16 protein-coding genes and 1 CRISPR repeat array are annotated in these 25,791 nt (G+C 38.6%); of the genes, 11 read left to right on the forward strand and 5 right to left on the reverse strand.

All coding sequences use genetic code 11. From position 1 onward, the window contains the following. Positions 1-5: 5 nt before the first annotated feature. A complete protein-coding gene (locus BLV99_RS06900) occupies positions 6-1,328 on the reverse strand; it encodes a sphingomyelin phosphodiesterase (RefSeq protein ID WP_171259162.1) in 1,323 nt (440 codons plus the stop codon). Between the two features lie 333 nt (positions 1,329-1,661). Further along, positions 1,662-2,684 (reverse strand): AraC family transcriptional regulator, encoded by a 1,023-nt coding sequence (locus BLV99_RS06905; protein ID WP_092689055.1) that lies wholly within the window; start codon positions 2,682-2,684, stop codon positions 1,662-1,664. A 155-nt stretch (positions 2,685-2,839) separates the two neighbouring features. Here BLV99_RS06905 and BLV99_RS06910 point away from each other — a divergent pair, with 155 nt between their 5' ends. From BLV99_RS06910 to BLV99_RS06945, 8 genes are all read left to right on the forward strand, one after another. Beyond that, the gene (locus BLV99_RS06910) at positions 2,840-3,610 is read left to right on the forward strand and encodes a 3-hydroxyacyl-CoA dehydrogenase (RefSeq protein ID WP_092689058.1); all 771 of its coding nucleotides are present in this window, start codon (positions 2,840-2,842) and stop codon (positions 3,608-3,610) included. Between the two features lie 315 nt (positions 3,611-3,925). Beyond that, positions 3,926-5,062 carry an acyl-CoA dehydrogenase family protein gene (locus BLV99_RS06915; protein WP_092689061.1) on the forward strand — a complete coding sequence of 379 codons (1,137 nt, stop codon included), beginning with the start codon at positions 3,926-3,928 and terminating at the stop codon, positions 5,060-5,062. Between the two features lie 233 nt (positions 5,063-5,295). Further along, positions 5,296-6,942, forward strand: coding sequence for an AMP-binding protein (locus BLV99_RS06920; protein ID WP_092689064.1), 1,647 nt, complete (start codon positions 5,296-5,298; stop codon positions 6,940-6,942). Between the two features lie 83 nt (positions 6,943-7,025). Beyond that, positions 7,026-9,575: a CRISPR direct-repeat array (repeat unit 28 nt; unit sequence TTTCTAAGCTGCCTATATGGCAGTGAAC). A gap of 232 nt (positions 9,576-9,807) precedes the next feature. Beyond that, complete coding sequence (locus BLV99_RS06925) at positions 9,808-10,581, forward strand: HesA/MoeB/ThiF family protein (RefSeq protein ID WP_167356309.1); 774 nt, start codon at positions 9,808-9,810, stop codon at positions 10,579-10,581. A 57-nt stretch (positions 10,582-10,638) separates the two neighbouring features. Further along, complete coding sequence (locus BLV99_RS06930) at positions 10,639-11,937, forward strand: ABC1 kinase family protein (protein ID WP_086165877.1); 1,299 nt, start codon at positions 10,639-10,641, stop codon at positions 11,935-11,937. Positions 11,938-12,057: 120 nt separating this feature from the next. Continuing rightward, complete coding sequence (gene folB, locus BLV99_RS06935; RefSeq protein ID WP_086184424.1) at positions 12,058-12,438, forward strand: dihydroneopterin aldolase; 381 nt, start codon at positions 12,058-12,060, stop codon at positions 12,436-12,438. Beyond that, on the forward strand, positions 12,395-12,850 hold the full coding sequence (locus tag BLV99_RS06940) for a 2-amino-4-hydroxy-6-hydroxymethyldihydropteridine diphosphokinase (RefSeq protein WP_092689070.1): 456 nt from the start codon (positions 12,395-12,397) through the stop codon (positions 12,848-12,850). Before folB ends, BLV99_RS06940 begins: the two co-directional genes overlap by 44 nt. A gap of 179 nt (positions 12,851-13,029) precedes the next feature. Beyond that, positions 13,030-13,578, forward strand: a complete 549-nt coding sequence (locus BLV99_RS06945; protein WP_139243529.1) for a DUF2799 domain-containing protein — start codon at positions 13,030-13,032, stop codon at positions 13,576-13,578. 385 nt (positions 13,579-13,963) lie between these two features. Here the strand turns inward: BLV99_RS06945 and coq7 are convergent, their stop codons facing one another. Further along, positions 13,964-14,599, reverse strand: coding sequence for a 2-polyprenyl-3-methyl-6-methoxy-1,4-benzoquinone monooxygenase (coq7, locus tag BLV99_RS06950; protein WP_086184422.1), 636 nt, complete (start codon positions 14,597-14,599; stop codon positions 13,964-13,966). 4 nt (positions 14,600-14,603) lie between these two features. After that, complete coding sequence (locus BLV99_RS06955; RefSeq protein WP_092689073.1) at positions 14,604-15,926, reverse strand: MFS transporter; 1,323 nt, start codon at positions 15,924-15,926, stop codon at positions 14,604-14,606. 177 nt (positions 15,927-16,103) lie between these two features. On the opposite strand from BLV99_RS06955, the gene BLV99_RS06960 reads away from it, so the two are divergent. Then, the gene (locus BLV99_RS06960) at positions 16,104-18,836 is read left to right on the forward strand and encodes an autotransporter assembly complex protein TamA (protein WP_092689076.1); all 2,733 of its coding nucleotides are present in this window, start codon (positions 16,104-16,106) and stop codon (positions 18,834-18,836) included. Positions 18,837-18,858: 22 nt separating this feature from the next. After that, entirely contained in the window at positions 18,859-23,373 is a 4,515-nt protein-coding gene (locus tag BLV99_RS06965; protein ID WP_092689081.1) for a translocation/assembly module TamB domain-containing protein, read from the forward strand. A gap of 175 nt (positions 23,374-23,548) precedes the next feature. On the opposite strand, the gene BLV99_RS06970 is transcribed toward BLV99_RS06965, so the two are convergent. Next, the gene (locus tag BLV99_RS06970; protein ID WP_092689172.1) at positions 23,549-24,442 is read right to left on the reverse strand and encodes a LysR family transcriptional regulator; all 894 of its coding nucleotides are present in this window, start codon (positions 24,440-24,442) and stop codon (positions 23,549-23,551) included. 98 nt (positions 24,443-24,540) lie between these two features. On the opposite strand from BLV99_RS06970, the gene BLV99_RS06975 reads away from it, so the two are divergent. After that, positions 24,541-25,746, forward strand: coding sequence for an MFS transporter (locus tag BLV99_RS06975; RefSeq protein WP_092689084.1), 1,206 nt, complete (start codon positions 24,541-24,543; stop codon positions 25,744-25,746). Positions 25,747-25,791: the final 45 nt, after the last annotated feature.

The following is a 25,791-nucleotide window of genomic DNA, read 5'->3' on the forward strand; positions in this document are numbered from 1 at the left end:
ATTCCTTATGGGTTGTATTGGAATTGACCCATGACAGGGAAGTGGTCAGATAAATCCCAAGTCATAAATAATGGGTCGGCAGCTGAGCGAATAATGCGTACATCGTTGCGTGCTTGCATGGGCTGACGATGATTATTCGATGACACCACATAGTCTAAGTATTCCACTGTAGAACCACCGCTTAGGCCAGCACCCGATAGTTTATTCACACGTGGATCAAATGTTGATTCTGTATATCCTGTGCTGACTGGAGCAGTCCCATTCAGGTTATTCAACATCTGGGCATAATCTTGTGGCCACAGTAGTTTGTTGACGTTAAAGTCACCTCCCATCAATACCGCATCAAATGATGGAATATTTTGTTTATCGACCAAAGCACGGATTTGTTTAAATTGTTGTTGGCGTAAGTCACGTGCCGCAGCGGTATCGAACGATGCTGTATGCGTTGATGTCACATGGTAAGCCTTACCATTTTTCAGAATTTCAGCATAGACCACCCCTTTATCTGCAAAACAGTCAGTGCCTGTACAGTTAGGATAAATTAAGTGATCTGTCTTCACGATAGGATAGCGACTCGCAACCAGTATGCCGCTGTCATAAATATTAAAGCCTGAGCCCACTGGAATATAAGTTTGATAAGGATATTCCTGTGCTAATTTGGCCAACATTGCGGTACGCCCAGAAGCAAAAGCTTCTTGAAATAAAATTGCATCGTAGCCTTTTAAGTTTTGTGGCAGTTGATCTAAACGCTCATCAATTTTACTCGCAACCACAGGAAGTGCATAAATATTATAGGTTAAAACTTTAAATTCATTGGCACTGGCTACAATAGGTTCTGGCATCGTGTTTTGATGAATGGTGTAGTGGAAGTCATCATAGCCGCCCGTGAGTTCAGCTTTAAATGCAGTCTGGGCTGCTTTACCTGCATAGTTGGTGTTGAAGCGCTGAATATTACGATTGTTGAACCACGGTGCAGAAAAATCACTGCCAGAAGCCGAATGTTTAATATCACTGCCAGACCACGTACCTGTCATCGATTGTTTCAGCGTTACACTTGAGCCACCGCCAGTAATCACGGTATCAAAATTGTAAGTTTGACCCGACTTTACCCCCGTATAACGATTATAACGCAGGACACGTTTGGTCTCGTAAGGGGTAATTTGGGTGGCTTCTTGTGCCCATTCGCTCCCTTGAACTAAGGTGCGTGTACCGTGATGATTAATATTGACGGATACCGTTTCAGGAGTAGTATTAGTCACATAAATGTATGTGTCGGCAATCGCTTGCTGACTGCATAGTAACAATGATAGCCATGCAATATTTGTCATTAGATTTTTATTAAATTGGGTGCTCATTAGTCCCCTCCATGATGTTTTTATTAAATATTTTGTAAACAATATGACGGGATTACTATGGCACGAAATTTTTTCAAGTCAGTGACAATGTACGACAGCACAATGACTTTCCGACGAATGAAGGTCAAAAAAATGATTTAAATTTAAGGGGCTGTTGACATTTCATCATGGCAACTAGATAAAGCTACCAGCTAGAGCAATAGAACTTTTATAGTGTCACTTTGGCGGTTGAATTTTATTACTCGCTATTTTTTGCACGAAAAATATCAATAGACCTTAATTTTGGTTCATATCAATAGAAACAGATTACTGTTCCTTATTTTGACGATAAGCACCTGGACTGACACCTGTCCATTTTTTAAAGGCGCGATGAAATGCGCTTGGGTCATGAAAGCTTAATTCATCACTAATATCTTGTAGGGTTTTGTCTGTTTTAGTCAGAAATTCAATGGCTGTGTCACGTCGGATATCATTTTTGAGCTGTTGGTAACTCACGCCTTCACTTTTTAAGCGTCGTTGGATGGTTGCATCCGACATATTTAAACGATGCGCAATTTCATTGAGTTCTAACCATTGCGCTGGTGGAACTTGCATTAAATGTTTACGTATTTGAGAGCTGATTGCATGTGGGTTTTTAAAGCGAACCAAGAGGTTTTGTGGCGTTTGTTGAATGAATTGAGCCCACGATTGTTGGTCTTGCTTGATCTGAATGTTTAAATAATTGGCGTCAAATTGAATGTAATTTTCATTGCTATTGTATTGAATATTTTCACAAAAACGAACTTTATAGTCTTGATCATCTAAGGGTGAATCACATTTAAGTTGAATCTGGTTCAGTAAAACCCGTTGCCCGCTTAACCAACACATCAAACCATGAATGAGCATTAAATAAGTGGCGTAACTGAACATTCTTTTAGTTTGTTTTTGTTCATAAATCACAATGTAAGCATAGTTTTCTTGTACAAATAATTGACTGATAAAATCATCTAAGACCAGATTTAAAAATTGCAAAATATGTTGAACTGCATGTTTCAGTGTTTCAGCATACATAACGGATTGTGATAACAGTTTAAAACTTCCACGACGCATTGGATGGCTGTCCATACCAAAAAATTCATCGTTCATGGCATCCGCAAGTTCAATCCAGAGTTGTGCGTATTGAGAAACTGAAACACGGGCTTTACTGGACTGCATTAACTCAAGAGGAATGCCCGATTTGAGTAAGATGCTTTGTGTGTTTAAGCCTTGATGCTGCGCAGAACATAATGCTTCATGCACAAGATTGATCGAGATTGTACCTTTGCTATAGTTTAAATCTTGTTCATTCATGTGCTGATATCCATGTTTAGTTCATTTGTCCGATAGTTTGAATTGTCCAAATCCATCATAGATGATGCAATATTTGGAAATTGTACTCAAGCCTGACTACATTTACTCTGCATCTTAAGTCGAGTGTTTATTCAAAGAATTGATAGGAAAATAAAATGAAAATTCAAGGGAAGGTATTTGTAGTCACGGGCGGTGCATCGGGTTTAGGTGCTGCAACTGCCACACATTTGGTCGGGCAGGGAGCTAAAGTCATCATGGTGGATATGAATGATGAACTGGGTATGGAAATGCAACAGCGTTTAGGCGAGCACTCTGTTTTTGTGAAATTGGATGTGATCGATGAACATGCGGTAAAAATATTCTTTGAAAATGTTGAGCAGCAATATGGGCAATTGAATGGTTTGGTCAACTGCGCAGGGATTGCACCATCAGCCAAAGTGCTGGGTCGCGATGGCATGCATGATTTTGCTATGTTCCAAAAAGTACTGAATATTAATGTCAGTGGAACTTTTAATATGATTCGTTTCGCTGCAAATTTGATGGCTAAATATGAGTTGAAAGTCGGTGAAGAAGAACGCGGTGTGATTGTAAATACGGCTTCAGTGGCCGCATTTGATGGTCAAATTGGGCAAACTGCTTATGCTGCTTCTAAGGGTGCCGTGGTTGCCATGACTTTGCCTTTAGCACGTGAGTTTGCACGTGAAGCTATTCGTGTGATGACGATTGCACCGGGGATTATGGAAACACCAATGCTGAAAGCAATGCCGCAAAATGTGCAGGATGCTTTGGGGCAAATGGTGCCATTTCCACCACGTTTAGCAAAACCAGAAGAGTTTGCACATTTGGTGGGTCATATTTTTGAAAATAGTTATTTGAATGGTGAAGTGATTCGCTTAGATGGTGCGATTCGTATGCAACCAAAATGATTTTTGGGTATTTCCACTACGGAGTCTTACCCTTATAAATTCTTTTGCAGTAGCTCATTTAGTTACTTTTGTTTCGGCAAAATGAGTGCCGAAGGTACGCAAGAAAACCATTGTCATTTGCAAAACTCGTTGAATTGCGTCTTGTGATCAATAACTCGCAGAAACATTACAGAATGATGTAGTCCTGTCTCGGACAGTTGCAAATGACTTTTTCGCGTATCAAATTTTTAAAAAATGGCCGCTAAAAAATAGATATTCAGATTTTTATGTGACTTTGCAAAGTAAATAAAGACCTGAACATAAAAGGGATATTCAATGCTTTTAAATGAAGAACAAAAAATGGTTCAGGACATGCTGCGAAATTATTCGCAAGCTAAACTCAAACCAACTGCGGCAGAACGCGATAAAACCGCAAAATTTCCCGCACAAGAGCTAAAAGAACTGGGTGAGTTGGGTGCTTTAGGCATGACTGTGTCTGAACAATGGGGTGGTGCGGGACTAGACTATATTTCCCTTGTTGTGGCACTAGAAGAAATTGCCGCAGGTGATGGCGCTATTTCCACTATTGTTAGCGTTCAAAACTCACTTCCATGTGGCATTACTCAGCGTTATGGTACAGAAGATCAGAAACAAAAATATTTAACCAAATTAGCAACAGGTGAATGGTTGGGTTGTTTTTGTTTAACAGAGCCTCAGGCTGGATCAGATGCAGGTGCACTTGAATGCAAGGCCGAACGTGATGGCGACTTTTGGGTATTAAATGGTACGAAGCAATTTATTACCACAGGTAAACATGCTCAAGTTGCAATTGTATTTGCGGTGACAGACAAAGCCGCAGGGAAAAAAGGTATTTCCTGTTTTTTAGTTCCAACCGAAACTGAAGGCTATATTGTTTCTCGTCTTGAAGAAAAAATGGGACAACATTGTTCAGATACGGCAACCATCATTTTTGATCATTGCCGAATTCCTGCCGAAAATTTATTGGGTCAGGAAGGTGAAGGCTACAAAATTGCGTTATCTAACTTGGAATCTGGTCGTATTGGCATTGCAGCTCAATCTGTTGGAATGGCACGTGCGGCATTGGATGCGGCAGTGGAATATGCCAATCAACGTACAGCTTTTGGGGTGGAAATTGTTCAGCATCAGGCAGTGGCATTTCGCCTTGCCGACATGGCAACCCAAATTGAAGCGGCACGTCAATTGATTTTTCATGCGGCCACTTTAAAAGATGCAGGCTTCGCGTGTTTAAAAGAAGCCTCAATGGCGAAATTATTTGCATCTGAAATGGCGGAAAGAGTTTGCTCAGATGCGATTCAAATCCATGGTGGTTATGGCTATGTTTCTGATTTTCCAGTCGAACGAATTTACCGCGATGTGCGCGTGAGCCAAATTTATGAAGGTGCATCGGACATTCAGCGTCTAGTGATTGCACGTGAAGTGACTAAGCTCTAAATAGGCCAAATTTAAGACTTTAGTAGGTGTTCAAATCCTGCATGTTTTTTGATGGATTCGGAAATTGTAGGATTTCGCCAATCATGTTTATCTAAGTCATGAGTGAAGTAAAAATGGTTAAAATGCTGAATTTATTTTGGCATTTGAAAATGAAAACAACAATGAAAATGGACAAACAAAGTAACTGCACAAAGTAATTATTTTGTTATAAAAATGGATAAGAGGTTGTCGCTATGAAGACGCTAGAACAAGCATATCAAGAGTTTAATTTTGATCAATTTCTTGCCGAGCAATTGGTGGGTACACCTCAAGCAATCAACGCCTATGTTGAATGTTGTGAGCGCCATCTTGGTTCAAATAAAACCGCCTTAATTTGGGAAGGTAAAAATGGTGAATCGGCTGAGTGGACATTTGAGCAACTGGCAGATGCATCAGGGAAATTAGCCCATTATTTTACTTCGCTGGGCTTAAAAGCAGGTGATTGTATTGCGGGTTTATTACCACGTACACCTGAATTGCTCATTACCATTTTAGCAACTTGGCGAATGGGGGCAATATATCAACCTTTGTTTACTGCATTTGAGTCTAAAGCGATAGAACATCGTATTAATACCGCTAAAACTCGATTGATTGTAACCAATGAAGAACAACGTCAAAAACTTAATAGTGTTGATGTACCTCATATTTTAACAGTGTATCAACTTGATACCTTAAGTCAGCAAGATGGTGATTTTTGGACAGAACTTACTAAGCAATCTTCAGCATTTGAACCTGTCATGCAAACATTTGCCGATGATTTTTTAATGATGTTTACCTCGGGAACAACGGGTCTGGCTAAATCTGTACCAGTCCCATTAAAGGCCGTATTGGCATTTAAAGGTTATATGGCTTATGCCGTAGATTTGCGTCCTGAGGATTCTTTTTGGAATTTAGCCGATCCAGGTTGGGCATATGGACTATATTACGGTATTACAGGGCCGTTAAGTTTAGGCCATAGCATTATTATGGATGAACGTGCTTTTAGTGTAGATCATGCTGTACAGATTATAAAAAAATACAGAGTGAGCAATTTAACAGGTTCACCTACAGCATTTCGTATGTTCTTTGGCTTTAAAGAAAAATTTGATCCATCTATTAAAGCGCATTTGCGTGTGGTGAGTAGCGCAGGTGAGCCATTAACGCCTGAAGTGATTCATTGGTTTAATCATGACTTAAATGTGAATATTTATGATCAATATGGACAGACTGAATTAGGGATGGTGATTGGCAATCATCATGCCTTAGCACATGAAATTAAAATTGGGTCAGCAGGATTTGCAAATCCAGGACATCGCTTTTGTGTTTTAAATCAGAATAATGAAGAAGTGGAGAAAGGTGGCGTAGGCACACTAGCAATTGATTTTTCACAATCACCATTGGTTTGGTTTAAAGGCTATGATGGAAATAACCGTAAATCCTTTGTGGGTCATTATTATTTAACGGGTGACACAGTTAGATTGAATGAATTAGGTGGTGTTGATTTTATTGGTCGTGCTGACGATGTCATTACAACGTCAGGCTATCGTGTAGGTCCTTTTGATGTAGAAAGTACATTATTGGAATGTAGTGAAGTGCTTGAATCTGCTGTGATTGGTAAGCCAGATCCAGAACGGACTGAAGTCGTTAAAGCGTTTGTGGTTTTAAAACCTCAATTTTCAGCTTCGGATGCGTTAAGTCATAAATTGCAAGAATATGTACGTTCGCGTTTATCTAAGCATGCTTATCCAAAAGAGATTGAATTTGTAGAAAGTTTGCCTAAAACCTCAAGTGGAAAAATTCAGCGAAATTTACTTAAACAACAGGAAATTGCCAAAATACAAGGGATTCAAAAAGTCGGTTAATTAGATTTTGCCTTTTTTAAGAGCATTTTATTATTGTTAAATTAAAAACCGTTCTTTAGGGCGGTTTTTTAAAGGGAAATTGTTTTCTAAGCTGCCTATATGGCAGTGAACCATAATCATAATCCACCACATACATATCAAAATTTCTAAGCTGCCTATATGGCAGTGAACATCTAATTTCAGATAATTTTTTGAGACTGTCTTTTCTAAGCTGCCTATATGGCAGTGAACTTACGTGCTGTGCGTCCAGCCATTTTCATTTTGTTTCTAAGCTGCCTATATGGCAGTGAACTGCTTTATTCCCAAACCTCATATGTGAGGTTTTTTCTAAGCTGCCTATATGGCAGTGAACTGCTTTATTCCCAAACCTCATATGTGAGGTTTTTTCTAAGCTGCCTATATGGCAGTGAACAACACCTGCGAACATGTCTTGCTGTTCTTCTATTTCTAAGCTGCCTATATGGCAGTGAACAAACCAAAACTGCCCAATTCATTGAACAGGTTTTTCTAAGCTGCCTATATGGCAGTGAACTAGTCTTTGTTCCGTCCATGCATATTCGTGATTTTCTAAGCTGCCTATATGGCAGTGAACCTATAGATGAATATATTGTTGATCCCGTGTATTTTCTAAGCTGCCTATATGGCAGTGAACCATCACTTTTTGTTTCATCAACTATTTATGCTTTTCTAAGCTGCCTATATGGCAGTGAACACTGCTGATAAGTTGCGACTGGATTTATCATCTTTCTAAGCTGCCTATATGGCAGTGAACGCAGTATTCGGTTTTGTTGCATCACCTGTTGCTTTCTAAGCTGCCTATATGGCAGTGAACATGACCGCGTCAGAAATTCCGCTGAAAGTATCTTTCTAAGCTGCCTATATGGCAGTGAACACAGTGAGGCGTATAAGAATAATCAGCAAGGCTTTCTAAGCTGCCTATATGGCAGTGAACAACCCCCAACAACATCTGCCGTAACTACTGGATTTCTAAGCTGCCTATATGGCAGTGAACGTATTACAAAAAAAGGGGAGTTAATGGTAATATTTCTAAGCTGCCTATATGGCAGTGAACAAGAAAAGGCCACAAACGGCGGCACTTCGGATTTTCTAAGCTGCCTATATGGCAGTGAACATGCCACTCACCGACGATTTCTTTTTCAAGAATTTCTAAGCTGCCTATATGGCAGTGAACCCTCCGATACAGCAACTGTGATTAAAACAGGATTTCTAAGCTGCCTATATGGCAGTGAACGACGTCAAACTTGCTTCCGGTATTGCGAATTTTTTCTAAGCTGCCTATATGGCAGTGAACTCGAGTACGATAAAGAGCGCATGTTTTCTCGCTTTCTAAGCTGCCTATATGGCAGTGAACTTTAATACTTGCATGCAGAAAGATGTGTATAATTTCTAAGCTGCCTATATGGCAGTGAACATCGAAACAGTATTTATCGACGATATCGCGCAATTTCTAAGCTGCCTATATGGCAGTGAACCACTAGAGCAATGGGCGATTAAATGGGGTATTTTTCTAAGCTGCCTATATGGCAGTGAACCTAACCGTGGAGGAATCTTTCGATGTTGTAGCTTTCTAAGCTGCCTATATGGCAGTGAACGAGCATTGATCCAATAGGTATTGGTTCACTACTTTCTAAGCTGCCTATATGGCAGTGAACATGTTTTTGGGCCGTATCTCCTTATGCGATAATTTCTAAGCTGCCTATATGGCAGTGAACCACGTTATGCGCCAGTGCCACAATTCCGAATATTTCTAAGCTGCCTATATGGCAGTGAACACTTCAATGAAATCAATTGAAACCTCATTATTTTTCTAAGCTGCCTATATGGCAGTGAACAGCCAACTCATGATCAATCTTGAATTAGCAATTTCTAAGCTGCCTATATGGCAGTGAACGTATTTTGCGGATGGGCACCTACTGTTTGTCATTTCTAAGCTGCCTATATGGCAGTGAACAGCCTGATGAAATATTTGGTGTGACTGTAGATTTTCTAAGCTGCCTATATGGCAGTGAACTAATCAACTTGAAGCTAATTCTCAAACTGCAACTTTCTAAGCTGCCTATATGGCAGTGAACTCAACATGATCATTTGTGAAAAATGTTTATATTTTCTAAGCTGCCTATATGGCAGTGAACAATCTTTGCAATACGATCTGACATTTGCAGATTTTCTAAGCTGCCTATATGGCAGTGAACCACCAACTCAAGTTTGTAAACCTAATCCAGATTTTCTAAGCTGCCTATATGGCAGTGAACGGTTATTGTAAAATTTACAAGAGACAAATGTATTTCTAAGCTGCCTATATGGCAGTGAACGACTAGAAATGTATATCTAAGCTACAACGAAATTTCTAAGCTGCCTATATGGCAGTGAACTCATTTCTTGTATTATTGGTAAAACTTATATATTTCTAAGCTGCCTATATGGCAGTGAACTGTAGTTATTACCGTAGTAGAGCGCATCCAAGTTTCTAAGCTGCCTATATGGCAGTGAACGAAGCTTTAAGCCTAAATGGAGAACTTGCACTTTTCTAAGCTGCCTATATGGCAGTGAACTCGTCGATAAGTTAGGAAGTACAACTTTCCGATTTCTAAGCTGCCTATATGGCAGTGAACCGTAAATATAAAGGACAAAGCTTTAAAATAACAAGGAGTTAATGCTAAAAAATGCAAAATACCCAAAGTTTTTTAAAGAATTGTAACTTATTGATTTTATAGGGCTATTAAAGAGTGCTTGAAATATTGGGGTAAAAATGAGTTCTTGTCAAAGACTTCTACAGAACAGAAAGAGGATATCCTTTATAATCTACGCAGGTTATAAATCAGCAAATGCAAGTGGGACAACTTAGTGACTAATCTACTCGACATGGACTTAGAGTTAAATGATGATGAAATGCACCTTTATTCACGCCAAATTCTTCTTGATGGTTGGGATATAGAAGCACAAGAAAAACTCAAACTTGCCAATGTCCTTATAGTGGGTTGTGGTGGCATAGGCTGTACAAGTGCGGAACTATTAGCACGCGCAGGTGTGGGGAAAATCACCTTGATTGATGCCGACACCATTGAAATAAGCAATTTACAACGTCAAATAGCCTATGTAGAAGAAAATATTGGCTTTTACAAATCGGAAATACTCGCAAAACGCTTAAAGCAAATTAATCCACATATTCGCATAGAAAGTTATACCTCTAAACTTGATCAAAACAATGCAGAACAACTCATTTCTACTCAAGACTTAGTTTTGGATGGCTGCGATAATTTCACTACTCGCTATCTGGTTAATCAAATGTGTACACAATTAAATGTCGCTTTAATTAGTGCATCAGCCATTGGTTTTCAAGGTCAATTGTTTATGGTAGAAGGCGATTCTGCTTGCTATGAATGTTTATTTCCAAAAGAAGAACATGCAAACGAAAGTTTGCGTTGTGCAGATTCAGGCGTACTTGCAACAACACCGAATGTCATGGCAAGTTTACAAGCACATCATGCCTTGCTTTATTTAGGTTTAGCTCAAACCCCATTGAAGCAAAAACTGTTGCTTTGGGACGGCTTAAGCATGAAACAACGCTTACTGGCTTTTGAAAAAGATCCAGATTGTTCAGTTTGTCAGGCAAGATAGTCCTGCAAAAGAATATTTTTTGCTACACTCACTACAATTTAATTCTACTTAGACATTATGAAAAACAATATCTGGTTAGATGGACTGCGTTCAGTTGCCCGAGTTGGGGAAACAGCTGTCATTGCAGCCAAAGCAGGCATTAAATACGCCACTGAAAAGCCAAGTAACGCAAAATTGATGCGCGAAACTTTTGAATCTTTAGGTTCAACCTATATTAAACTTGGGCAGTTTATTGCCAGTACACCATCGTTATTCCCACGTGAATATGTGGAAGAATTTCAAGGTTGTTTAGATCAAACACCATCATTACCATTTAGTTATGTACAAGGTGTTTTAGCCTCTGAATTTGCAGGCAGAAATTTAGATGAAATTTTTGCTTCGATTGAAGAAAAACCTTTAGCTTCAGCATCGATTGCACAAGTTCACGCAGCTAAATTAGTCACTGGTGAAGATGTCGTGATTAAAGTGCAAAAGCCGGGCGTAGAAACTATTCTCTATACCGACTTAAATGTCTTGCATTGGGCAACCAAAGTCTTAGAAAAAGCTGTACCGAAAGTAAAATTTGCATCACTTGCAGATATTGTCGATGAAATTAAAACCCGTATGGTGCGTGAAGTTGATTTTATTGAAGAAGCACAAAATTTAGATGATTTTGTCAATTATTTGAATGTCACTCAAAACAATAAAGCAACTGCACCAAAAGTCTATCATCAATATTCAACGCGCCGTGTGCTGACGATGCAGCGTTTGTATGGTGTACCTTTGACTGATTTTGATGTGGTCAAAAGAGTCTCTAAAGATCCATCTCAGGTTTTAATTACAGCCATGAATACATGGTTTGGTAGCCTGATGATGTGTAATAGTTTCCATGCTGATTTACATGCAGGAAATCTGATGTTACTTGAAGATGGTCGTGTCGGTTTTATCGATTTCGGTATCGTTGGGCAGTTAAATCCAACAGTGTGGACGGCATCGATTGCATTTATGGATGCACTGCAAAGAACGGATTACAACTTGATGGCAGAAAACATGCTGAAAATGGGCATGACTGACAAAAAAATTGATACTCAAGTTTTAGCAGCTGATTTAGAGCGGTTATTTAGCGGCGTATTAATGGCAGATCCTCAGCAAATATTAAGTTCAAATCCTGCCGATTTAAACGATATTATGATGGATATGGTGGGTGTAGGTGAGCGTCATGGTATTCGCTTCCCACGTGATTTTGCCTTGTTATTTAAGCAAATGTTGTATTTTGATCGCTTTATGCGCATTCTGGCACCGTATACCGATATTTATGCAGACCAACGTTTGCAAATGGTGCAAACGCTTGACCCGAATGTGTTGTTAAAAAACTAAGTTGTTTTAAGAAAATCCCCCTAAATCCCCCTTTTTCAAAGAGGGACTTAAAAGCTCCTCCCTTTTTTAAAGGGAGGTTGGGAGGGATTAAAAAAGTCAAAATTTGTTAAGGGTAAAAATGTGGACGCAATTATCATTGAAGGTTTGAAAGTTGAAACAGTGGTTGGTTGTTTCAATTGGGAACGTCAAATTATTCAACCTTTAATGCTGGATATGACTATTCAGACCAATTTAGAGCAAGCATCAAATTCGGATAAATTGGAAGATACGCTCAATTATGCGGAAATTTGCGAAATTTCAGCCACCGTGATTCAAAAAGCACAGCCAGAATTGATCGAACACGCAGCAAAACTGGTGCTAAATGCACTTTTTACTACCTTTCCCGCAGTCGAATCTATTATGATTACGATCAGGAAGCCTGCCATTATCGCGCAAGCAAATTCTGTAGGAATTCGTCTTGAACGCCACCGAAACGATATTCGCCTTAGCTCTGGCGAGTAATTGCAATCCTGAACAACATTTTAAGCAGGCATTTTCCCAGATTGCTGAAATGGGGCAGGTTCAATTCTCTGAAATTTATTTAATTCCATGCCGCGATGCGATTGGGGCAGACTATTGGAACGCTGCTTGTTTGCTTAAGTCTCATTTGCATGTTGATGAAATTCTTCATTTGCTGAAAAAAATGGAAGCGGATTCAGGTCGTGTACGTCCTTCCCATTTTATTTCCTTAGATGTAGATTTGATTGCTTGGGGCATGGATTTAAAACACATGCAATTTAATCCGAAAAAATTCCCCTTGGCTTTAGACGTAAAAATTCCAATGCAAGATGTGTGGAAGCATGTGATATTTATATACGATACTGCTATTGATTATCCGATTGTGCATTTAACTCAATTTAATCTTAGTTCGTAGTGGCGCAAACTGCTTTGCTTGACTATAGGCTTTGATTTTTAGTTTTCTGAATCAGTCAAATCACATTTCTATATAGCGTGATTTTATTGAGATAAATGCAAAAATGGCGCAATCTGTTGGTTGTTTTTTGTTTTTAAGTTATTTAAAAAAGTGTACTTATGGATATAAAGAACAGCAAGATGGCAAAGATAAAACTTTTAGGCATCATGGTCATGTTTTTGACAGGGTGTAGCAGTATGAGTGTAGAACAATGTCATACGGCACAATGGTTTTCTGTTGGCGAAATTGACGGCAGTTCAGGTCAAGTGAGCCGTATTGATCGATATTTTAAGGCCTGTCAAAAAGCGGGAATTCAACCTAATCAACAGCTTTATCAGCAGGGCTATCAACGTGGTTTAAGTTATTATTGTACGGCAGAAAATATATTTGATCAGGCATTAAAAGGCTCAGGGTCGTACAGTGTGTGTCCTTTAGAAAAACGTAGTCAATTAAAGTCGTATTATGATGTGGCACATGATTTTTATGATGCTAAAAAACAGCAAGATGATTTGTTGGATAATTTAGAGCGTTATCGTACAGCGCTACTTGATGATAAAACTAGCCCCGAAAATCGGGACAAATATCGTAAATTAATTCAAGAATTAAGAATTAAACAAGACAGAGTTGAATTTAATTATTATGAAGCTGATCGTAAATTAGAACGTTTTAAACGCCAAAATAGGCTGTAAATCTTATTTTTATGATTCATTAAAAAGCCCACTAAAATAAAATAAGTAATACTGATCAGTTAAGGGGGTTACAATTAACTCCTTAGCTTTTTAGTTATTCACGACGGAGTCTTATCGTTTTAAATCAAATTTTTGGAGCTCGTTTGTTCTTTTGTTTAGCCAAAAGAACCAAAAGCATCTGTTATCCGCAAAACTCGTCAAATCCCTTTTATTGATCAATTCATCGCAGAAACCTTACTTTTTCAAAGTAGTCTTGCCTCGAACAGTTGCGGATGACGTTTCCGTGTATCGAATAACATCATGAACTTAAAAAATAAAATGCCAGTCAATTTCTTAACTGACTGGCATTACACAATCATATGGGCTTTTATCATGCAAAAAACACTTAAATATAATAACTGGTCTTGGTCATTAGCTTAGAAATTGCAGTCATGGTAATACGTACAGGCGCGGGTAAATCTACACCGCCAGCATTCAGCGCGGTATCTCGATGCTGTAATTCATCTGCATTCATTTGCACTAGAATTTTACGTGAACGATCATCTTGCGCAGGTAGCTGTTTAATATGGTCTTCTAAATGCAAACTCACTTGACGTTCAGTTTCAGCCACAAAACCTAAGCTGTATTTATCACCTGCAATGCCTGCAAGTGCGCCCATACCAAATGAAAGTCCATACCAAACAGGATTGAATAAGCTGGTATGGCTATCGAGTTCTTTTAAGCGGTCTTCACACCAAGCCAAATGATCTTGTTCTTCAACGGCAGCTTGTTCCATTTCATGGCGTACATTGGGCAATTTCGCAGTCAGTGCCTGACCATGATAAAGTGCTTGTGCGCATACTTCACCGCTATGATTGACGCGCATTAAGCCCGCAACATGACGTGCTTCACTCACTGCGAGTTTTGTTTCAACATCACTGCTTGGATTTTCACGATGAGCAGTGGTTGTTCCTGGAACGAGGCTGCGTAGCGCTTGGTCAAATGAATGAATAAATTTGTCGATACCAGTATATTGACGCATAAAATTAATCCTCTAAAGCATTTTGGTGATGTGCAGCAAGCATAGGCTTGAGTTTAAACAAAAGCCATGTTGTGAAAATGGCACTTAAAATAGCGGTAATACTAAAAAGTATTTTAATATCAATCTTGAATATACTTAAGATGATAATGGAAAATACAGCAGAGGATACCATGAATACCGCATTTAAGATGTTATTTGCCGCCACCACTCGCGCACGATGTGAACGTGGAGAAAAGGCTTGCATCATGGCGTATAGCGGTACGATATAAAAACCACCACTAATTCCCAGTAATGTCACAGCAAGCATGACATGGTAATAACTTAAGCCTTGGGTAAAGATATCTTTTAAACCCCGCATTTCACCTGTACGTTCGGGAACAAAAGCCAAACTTGCCGCCAAATAAAAAGCAAAAACAGTTAGACCAGTTGCACCAAGAGGCACCATCTTCAAATTCACTTCTGAACCGCCAATTCTGCGACACAATAATGAACCAACACCAATGCCGACAGAGAAAAAGGTTAAAAGTAAACTGACAACATTTTCAGAGGCATGTAAATTTTGCTGTGTCAGTTGTGGAATTTGGGTTAGATACGTTGCACCATAAAACCAATACCAAGAATTGCCCAGTAAAATTAGAAAGACAATCGGCAAGCTTTTGGCATATTTCAAGGTTTGAAAACTGGTTCTAAAAAAATTCCAGTCGATTTTGAGATCAGGTGATGTGACATTTTGCTTTAATACAAAGCGACTCGACAAATAACCCAAAATGGCAATGGTCACTACAGTTAAACTAATCCAAATTAGATTGCCTTGTGACATGGAAATCACTGCACCACCTAAGATCATCCCGATTAAAATTGCCATGGATGTACCCGATTGAAATAATGCATTTCCAGACATCAATTCATTCGGTTTTAAAATTTCAGGCAAAATGGCATATTTAATTGGCCCAAAGAAGGTAGAGTGCGTCCCCATTAAAAATAAAGCCAATAATAATAGCCATAAATGACCTAAAATAAAGCCAGCGGAACCAATCAACATGATCACAATTTCAAGAATTTTAATACCGCGTACAAGTTGTGAACGTTCGTACTTATCTGCAATTTGTCCAGCTGTCGCAGAGAAAATAAAATAGGGTAAAATAAACAATAAGGCTGCGAGATTATTGAGTGTACTGACATCCGCGCTTTGTTGATTAATCCAACCATAGGTAATGACCAATAACAGCGCTTGTTTATAGACATTGTCATTGAGTGCACCGAAAAATTGAGTAACAAACATCGGTAAAAATCGACGCGTGCCTAAAAGATGTTCATTTTTTTCCATGGTTTCTGGACTTCATTAAGTTTTATTAAGAAATGTGAGCATTTGGTAAAACGCGATAAAAATCATGTATGATGTTTTTAACCTATACTTTAGTGAAAATTCCAATAGATTTGAGCTTGTTAGCAGGCTTTCATTGGGCATTTTCATTATAAATATTATACGAGTTTAGAGTTTTTTATGCTTTCAAAACTGGATTTTAAACAGTCGACTCTTACACGAAGTGTCCATTCCATCATACAGTGGAATGATCAACATACACGACTCTGTTTAAGTCTCTTTTTAAGCTTACTTGCGCAGCAAAGCTTTGCACAAGTAACACAGCCAAATGCAATAAGCACTCAAGCAGAATTTCAACAACAACTCAAGAGTGAAGCTGTTAAACAAGGTCTGAATAGTACCGAAGAAATAGAAAAAATTGAAAATTTTCAAGCAAAAAAGTCTGAGCCTGATAGCTTACAAATGCTGCAACAACAAGAGCAAGCCGTACAGCCTTTGGATGAATTTAAACCGATTGAATTTGAAGCGCTAGAAGAGCTACCGATAGAACCTGTTAATCAAACGATGGCAGATGAAATTTTTCGTGTAGCAGAGAGTGCTAAAAATGAAGCACAAAAGTATCGCGCAGGGCAAGTTTCTGAGGTCGTGGTTTCTGATGCAACTCAACAAGAGTTAGTTGAAATTAATCATGCTCCTGTGAATGTTGATCAATTAATAACAAGTATTCAAGCAGACAGCCAAATTGTTGTTGAAGCCAATGAATCTGGAACAACGTTACCTGAATTAGCCGCAACTGATACTGATGAAACAGAAGAGTCCAATTTTTTCAAGCGCTGGTTCTATAAAATACGACCATCAAGTCAATTAAGTGCGACAAAAGTGCAGCGTATTAGTGCGGATATTGTTATTAGCTCGACAGAAAATAATAGTGATGTTTCAAATCAAGCCTATACTCAAGCTGTAGAGAATTTAAAAGCCAATATGAAGGGTAAGCTTTCCAGTTTTACCCAAGAATCATTTAGTGATTTTCCTTCAGCATTGCCACAGCTTCGAACATTGTCCAATCAAGCAGCACAGGCTGTTGGCTTTTATAATGCGACATTTAAATTTGAAAAACTCAGTGAAAATCGTGTTCGAGTTAGAGTAACGCCGAATGCACCCGTGCAAATTAAACAACAGAATGTGGAATTTAGTGGCGCGGGTGAAAATCAATCACAGTTCCAAGTCATTCGTGTTTTACCCGATCAAGAAGTGGGTGATGTTTTTAACCATGGTTTATATGAACAGACCAAAACACGTATTACAGATGCAGCAAGCAATAACGGTTTCTTTGATAGTTATTGGCGATTACACGATGTAAAAATTGCTCAACCGCAAGATACTGCAGAGATCAATTTACGTTATGAAACGGGTGAGCGCTATAAATTAGGCGCGGTTGAATTTCGTATGAGTGATCCATCGAAACCCTTTCCAATTGATTTAGATGTCTTGCAAAGTATGGTGTCTTGGCAAGATGGTGCAGATTATGCTTTTTGGCGTGTCAATGGTTTGGCAAATAATTTAACCAACTCACGTTATTTTAATTACACCTTGGTCGATGCAGTACGACCTGATCCAATCGAAAAACCGTTAGAATTAGCACCTGATATTCAAGCTTTGGTCGATCAGCAAAAAATATCAGAAAGTGATGCCAGTATTCAGGATAAAAAGAAGGTTGCTTCGTCCCAAGAAGTTACTCAGTCTGTGGTGAATGAACGTGACTTTGCAGGCACGACCGATGCTCAAAACGAACAGAATTTACGTCAATTACGTGTAGAACAAGAAAACAAAGAAACTGAAGAAGATCGCTTAAAAGCCCAAGCACGTGAAGAAAAGAAAGTTCCTGTCATTGTGACATTGAATGCTGATCGTCTAAATAGTGCCGAAATGGGTGCGGGTTATGGCTCAGATACAGGGGTGCGTTTGCGTGGTCAGTATCGCCGATCTATTGTGAATCGCCGTGGTCATTCATTTGATGCCAACTTGGAATTATCCCAAATTCGTCAGTCTCTGGATGGTCGTTATAATATTCCATATAACCATCCTTTAGATGACTATATTAGTTTAGTCGGTGGGTATGAACGTGAAGAGCGTGAAGGTGTTGCACAAGGCATGGGCTTGATGATTGAGTCTGCCGTTGCGGGTGTGGATCGGGTGATTAAAAACCCACGTGGAAGTTGGCAACAAGCCTTTGGTCTGCGTTATCGTTTAGACCGTATTACTCAAAATGGTTTGGTTGATTTTGATAAAATTCCAGAAGCATTTTTGGTGAATAAAAATGAACAACAACAATCATTATTGTTTGGTTATGAAGTGTCACGTACCACCAGTGATAAACGGGTTAATCCAAGTAAAGGCTTTAAGCAAACCTATAAAGCAGAAATTGGCAGTGAAACGTTACTGTCCGATGCTGATATGGCCATTGTAAATGCGGGTTGGCGTTTTATCTATTCATTGGGTGAAAATGATAACCATCAGTTTGTAGGGCGCGGTGATTTAGGTTATATCTTTGCACAAGACTTTAGTAAAGTTCCTTACAATTTGCGTTATTTTGCGGGTGGTGATCAAAGTATTCGTGGTTTTGATTATAAAAGTTTAGCCGCTGAGCAAGATGGATTTAAAATTGGTGGACAAGCTTTAGCTGTCGGATCTTTGGAATATAACTATCAATTCAAAGAAGGTTGGCGCGCAGCTATATTTAGTGATGTGGGAAATGCCTATGATCAAGATTTTAGTACGCCAACAGCATATAGTGTTGGTTTAGGGGTTCGTTGGGCATCGTCAATTGGCCCAATTCGTATTGATGTGGCTTCAGGTATTTCCGATGATAGTCACCCAATACGTATCCATTTCTTTATTGGTCCACAACTATAGATTTTAGGTTTTAGAGAGCATTATGGCTGAAGTAGAACAGCAACCAGAAATAGAATTACCTCGACCTAAAAAACGTCGTATTCTGAGAAGTGTGCTATTCACATTGCTCATAGTGTTGGTTTTGCTTGTTGCTTCCTTCGCTGTCATGTTCACGACCGATAAAGGCAGTAAATTTTTACTTGATCGTGTTTTACAAAGCCAAAAAATTATTCATTATGAATATGAGGGCGGTAATCTTTTACACGGTATTATTCTCAAAAATATCTTAGTCACATTAAAACCTGTTGACGTTAAAATTGATCGTGCCGATGTGAGCTTAGGTTGGCGCGCGATTTTAAAAAAAGAAATTCATCTAAATCGTGCCGATGTGCGTAATCTACAAATTATCACCAAAAATCCACCGAGTGATGAACCCTTTAAATTTAGTGAAATCCGTTTACCTTTTGTTTTGCGCTTAGATACTGCTGATGTTGATCATCTACTGATTAAAATGTCATCTGCCAGCGTGAAATTTAATGATATTCATTTAAATAATGCACTTTGGTCAGGTACAGAACTTAAGTTTGAAAATTCCCGTATGGATATGGGATATTTGGCAGTTAAAAATGCAACAGGAGAGATGAAGTTTGAAGGAAAATATCCTTTAAATGCTGTTGCTGATTTGAATATTCCGTCATTGAATAAGACGCTCAATATTCATGATATTAGCGTTGTCGCTAAGGGGACTTTAGATACCATACAGGCGGGTGTTGCGACAAATACGCCTGATTTATTAACAGGCTGGGCGGTGGTGCATCCTGTACGTAAACATGTTCCCATGTTTGGTGAGTTGCAGTTTAAAAAATATCATTGGCCGTTAATGACTGAGCAAAAGCTGTTTAGTAAAGATGGAGTAGCTAAATTTAATGGCGATATTCAGCGTTTAAATTTAGATATTGTAACGGACTTAAGTGGTAAAAATATTCCACAAGGTCAATACAATGCATCTATGCATACCGATTTAGTGCATCAATTGGATATTACGCATTTAAACGGTCAATTGATGAAAGGTGCTGCGAATGTTGCTGGAGTAGTCAGCTGGAAAGACCATGTCACTTGGGATATGACAGGTCGTCTGGACAAGATTAATCCAAAGGACAAACTGATTCCGCTGCTGATTCAAGATTTTCTACCGCCAAGTCTGGATGCAAAAATCGCGTCTAAAGGTCGTTTAGAAAAAGGTATGCATTTAACTGCCTTGGTTGATTTTGATCGTTATGAAACATGGAATTTAAAACTGGATCAAGCTGAGCAAAAAGGCAAAAAGCCAAATCCAATGCTCTTGGATGTTGCTTGGAAAAATATTGATCGCGCCGTACCTTATGTTGGTTGGTTAAGCAGTAAATCAGGCGATGTTAAATTGGCTTTGAATGATGGCAAACAAGATATTCAAATAACAACGTCGATTGCTAAACATGATAAAGGTGTATTGCCTGAAGGTTCATATAAAGCACAGTTAAACCTTAAAAATAATAATTTAAATGTCCCCAGTTTTAGTTATGTCGCAGGTAAAGGCAGTTTAAATGGAAGTGCAAAAGTAGAGTTGCCTTCGGACAAGCGTCAATTGAAGTGGAATGCCATTTTAAATGCAAAAGATTTTAACCCACAAATAGTGGTGGATGCTGCACCTGTAAACTTAATTAATGGACAAATCAAAGCCAATGGTTTTGCCAAGCCAAATCAACAGATTATTCAGTTAAATTCAATTAATTTAACCGGTCGTTTAGCACAGCAAAATAAGAGTGAAACGGTTCGTTTAACTGGACGTAGTACCGCCGCGATTTTATTTCATGATCAAAAATCAGGGGAGGCTTTTAAAAGCTTTGCTGTGAATTATGATGGTGCACTCAATGCCAGTCATATTCCAGTCAGTCAGGGTGTGCTGAAATTAAAAGTTTCTGGCACTCCAGAGTTGATTAAAATTGCTGAATTACAGCATTCAGGTGTTGCAGGGAAAATTTTTGCCAGTGGTTTGGTCAATCTTAAAAATGGCATTGGTTGGAATGTAAATGCATCCTTGGTGCGTTTTAAACCACATTATTTTGTGTCATCTGTGCGCGGTGAATTATCTGGTAATGTCAAAACGCAAGGTGTTTGGTCAGACACATTAAAGCGGATTAATATCGAAAAATTAAATTTAGCAGGTATGATTAATAATAAACCTGTTCGCGGCACAGGAAATTTGGCGGTTGTGTTAAATTCCAACCAGAAGGGTTTCTTGCCGCAACAATTTGAAGCGAATAATTTGTATTTGGCTTATGCAAAAAATCAAATTCAAGCGACAGGTAATGCACAAAATTTAAGAGTAAAAGTCAATGCGCCAGCTTTGTATGAACTGTATAGCGGACTTCGTGGTCGTGCATATGGTTATTTAAATGTGCAATCACAACCAAAATTACAAGCCAGTGCCAATTTCGCTGTAGATAATTTTGGTTTTAATAATTTAGTCAGTATTAAAAAATTACGCATACAAGGTCAATTACCGACTTCAGAACTCACCCCTACGTTACTGACTGCAAGAATGGAAAGTTTACGTAGTGGTTCACGTGAAATTCAACAAGGTGAAATTTCACTTGCAGGTACACGCAAAGCGCATATATTAAAAGTTCAAGCAGAAAATAGAATTTCTAAATTTTATGTGCAATTGGCTGGTGGTTTTAATGCGCAAAATGATTGGCTGGGACAAGTTCAAAAAGGTGATTTTGACTCGTTCCGTGCACGGTTAGTGCAGCGTCAAAATGCTTCAGTGGTTTACAACTCATCGAAAGCAGAATTGTTTGTCGGTGCGCATTGTTGGTCAAGCCAGCAAAGCCAGTTGTGTTTCGATCAACCGATTCGTGTTGATAAAACCAAAGGTAATGTGTCTTTTATTACCCAAAATGTCGATTTAAATGATTTTGCTGCATTTATGCCAGAAGGTTTGGCCATTACAGGCAAAGTGAATGGTTATGCAAAAGCAGCATGGACTCAAGGTGCTAAACCAAAAATTGATGCAAGATTGGTGACACGAAATGGCGTTATTGGCTTGGCAGCAGAAGACCCGCAAGATATTGGTTCTACACTAAGTTATAACGAAATTGCTTTAATTGCGAAAAGTGTATCAGATGGTTTGCAGCTTCGTTTAGATGTTAAAACACCTGAAATTGGGACAGGTTATGCCAATGTTATTATCGACCCTTATAAAGACAGCAAACCAATGCGCGGTGAAGTTGCCTTCGATCAAGTACAACTCAAAGTTTTTAAACCCTTTATTCAAGATATCCGCTCACTTGCTGGAGTTTTATCTTTTGCAGGAAAAATTTCAGGCACCTTAACTCAGCCGTTATTCAATGGTGAAATGCGCCTTAAAGATGGTGCAATCAGCATGATTTCATTGCCTGTGAACCTAAGTAATATTCAAGTGTATTCTTCGATTCGAGAAGATCATGCCAGTATTAATGGAGCATTTAATAGCGGTCGAGGTGTCGGCTTGTTAACAGGGAATGTGGATTGGAAAAATGATCCACGTATTCAATTGCACTTAAAAGGTCAGAACTTACTTCTTCGTCAAGCACCATTGATCACGGCAGTTGTTACACCTGATTTAACGTTAGATGTCTTACCATTGAGTAAAAAATTAACCTTAAATGGTAAGGTTGAAGTTCCGCGTGCCTTAATTTCAATGCCTGAAGCTTCAGCTCCTGTAGTCAATGTTTCATCAGATGTACGTATTGTTCATGAAGGACAAGACCAGCTTGCGATATTGAAGTCGGCTCGACCATGGGATATTCGTGCAGATCTTATGGTTAATTTAGGTAATCAAGTCATTTTCCAAGGTTTTGATAGCCGGATTCCATTAATTGGACGTTTGTATTTATCGCAACGTGGATTTGAAACTGCGATGCGTGCTAATGGGGCCATTGGTGTAAGCCAGCGGGTGAAAATTGAGGCGTATGGACAAAGCTTAGATTTGAACCGAGCGATTGCACGTTTCAATGGACCTTTGTACAACCCAACTTTAGATATTGATGCCAATAAGAGTGTGCAAGGCAGTACAGTTGGTGTTCGTGTTACAGGAACTGCAACAAGTCCGAATATTCAGGTCTATAACGATGCGGGTTTATCTGAGCAAGAAGCTTTAAATGCTTTAATTACGGGGCGTATTAATGAAGGCACCAGCGGTATTAGTCAAACAGAGGGTTTTAAATCCGATGTAAATAATACGATTGCTGCTGCTGGGATTAGTATGGGGTTGGGGGGGACGCGTGCCTTAACCAATCAAATTGGTCGTACTTTTGGCTTGAGTGGTTTAGCACTTGATGCACAGGGAACAGGCGATGATACACAGGTTAGTGTGACGGGTTATCTTACGCCAGATCTCTTTATCCGCTACGGTGTAGGTGTATTTACCCCAGTCAATAAATTGACCTTACGTTATCAAATGAATAAACGTTTATATTTAGAGGCGAGTCAATCTGTGGAACGTGCAATTGACGTTTTCTATAACTGGCGCTTTTAGTCATACAAAAATATAAATATAGTTAATATGTTGTTTTAAAATACATTTTAACTGTATTTATCTGTGTTGAATTTGGAGGTATGGACTGTTGAGTGATTTCAAGCCTAGAACTCACTATTCGCTATAGTCGTAAAATAATTCTGTCTGGAAAAAATTCATGTGCTTAGGTCATAAATCAGTATTTATCTCTAAGCAAACTGTTAATAATACTTGAAAAATTAATCGCAGGTTGACAATCAAAGTCAGTCTTAAAAGCAATTCCAAGACCAATGGTTGAGGTTTGATTGTTTAAATATTTATATTTAATACCTTCAATTTTTAACTGTTTAGTCGATTCAGGAACCAATGAAATTCCTAAATTAGCGGCAACAAGAGACAAGATGGAGATAATCTGCGGAGCCTGTTGACCTATCTTAGGAGTAAACCCGTGCTGTTGGCAGGCATTAATGATTGCTGAATATAGTCCAGCACTTATATTTTGCGGGGAAACAATAAAACTCTCATTCTTAAATTGATCTAAATCAATGCTATCTTCATTATTTGGATAATCAATGGGTAAAGCAGCAATTAATTTTTCATTAATGAAATTCTTAATTGTGATTGTTTTAGGATAGTTCTCTGGTGGTCTTATGATTGCTATATCTAATTCATTGTTTAATATGCTTTCAATTAAAATCAGTGAGTTAGCTTCTTTAAGGATCAGCTTAACATCTGGGTAAGTATGCTGAAAAGTCTGAATCGCAGTGGGAATTAAAGGATTTAAAATAGATGTACCTGTAAACCCAAGACGCAATTCTCCAGTTTCACCATTGGCAGTATTTCTTGTTAACCTCACAGCATTTTTAAGTTGATTTTGGATAGGGGATACTGCTTTTAGGAATGTTTGCCCAGCAGGAGTAAGCGTAGCCCCTTGAGAATAGCGATGAAATAACTCTACACCTATTTCTTCTTCTAACTTTTTAATTTGCATACTTAAAGGAGGTTGGCTAATACCTAATCGTAAAGCAGCTTTCGAAAAATTTTGCTCTTCCGCGACAGCTATAAAATATTGAATATGACGTATGTCCATATGTTTTATATATACCACTATTGATTGATATATATTATACATATAGTCGAGCAGTATTTAAAATTAGGCATTCCTACAAAGAAGTTTTAAATACTGTCATGAAAGTGCATGCTGTCTTAGCTATAAATTCTGGAATGAGTGAATTCAAAAAAGCTGGCTTTGCGCTTTTTTTATTGGGGTTTGCAAGTTTTTCTCTAATATATTGTGTACAGCCATTATTGCCAGAATTTACCTCGAGTTTTCATATTGCGCCAAGTGCCAGCGCGCTTGCTTTGTCAATGACAACGGGATTTTTGGCATTTTCGATAATGCTATCCAGTGCATTTTCCCAAGTGTTGGGCAGAAGAGGGTTGATGTTCTGTTCAATGTTTTTAGCTGGGCTTTTAAATATTATCTGCGCAATTTCGCCTAACTGGCAGATGCTGATCTTTTCAAGAAGCATAGAAGGTTTTGTGTTGGGTGGTGTGCCAGCGGTGGCTATGGCATGGATTGCAGAAGAAATAAATCCTAAGGACCTGAGTAGGACGATGGGATTGTATATTGCCGGCACAGCATTTGGCGGGATGATGGGGCGTGTAGGAATGGGATTACTTACAGAAATTTTTTCTTGGCGAGTTTCTATGGCGGTGCTCGGTTTGATATGTCTATTTTGCGCATTGGGTTTTATTAAACTACTGCCTGATTCAAAAAATTTTACGCAGCGCAAAGCCATGAGTTTATCTTTTCATTTAAATGCTTGGCTGGAACATCTAAAAAATATTCAATTGGTCCGGATTTACAGTATTGGCTTTTTGATGACAAGTGTGTTCGTGACATTATTTAATTATGTGACATTTCGCTTTTCATCAGCTCCATATCATTTAAGCCAAACTCAAATCAGTTTAATTTTTCTCTCTTACAGCTTTGGAATAGTTTCATCTTCAATTGCGGGAAACCTTGCTGACAGGATTGGTCGTAAGCCAATTTTGTATTTTGGCTTTATTTTAATGCTTGTCGGTGTTTGTTTTACCCTAAGTAAGTCACTATTTTATATTGTTTTAGGAATAGCAATTGTGACAACTGGTTTTTTTATTTCACACTCTATTGCCAGCAGCAATGTTGGAGAGTTGGCGCGTGAAAATAAAGGTCATGCTGCATCGCTGTATTTGCTTTTTTATTATTTAGGTTCAAGTATTGTTGGTTCAATGAGTGGGTTGATTTGGCAAAAACAAGGTTGGGATGGAATCGTGATTCTCAATGTCTGTTTAATTATTTTAGCGTTGATTGTTATTGCTTTTACCCAGCGGGAAAGAGTATTGGATTAGATTTGGAATTTTTTAATCAAGCAGCATTTATTGGTTTACGATATT

The sequence above is a fragment of the Acinetobacter kyonggiensis genome (genome assembly GCF_900107285.1).
Taxonomy (GTDB): domain Bacteria; phylum Pseudomonadota; class Gammaproteobacteria; order Pseudomonadales; family Moraxellaceae; genus Acinetobacter; species Acinetobacter kyonggiensis.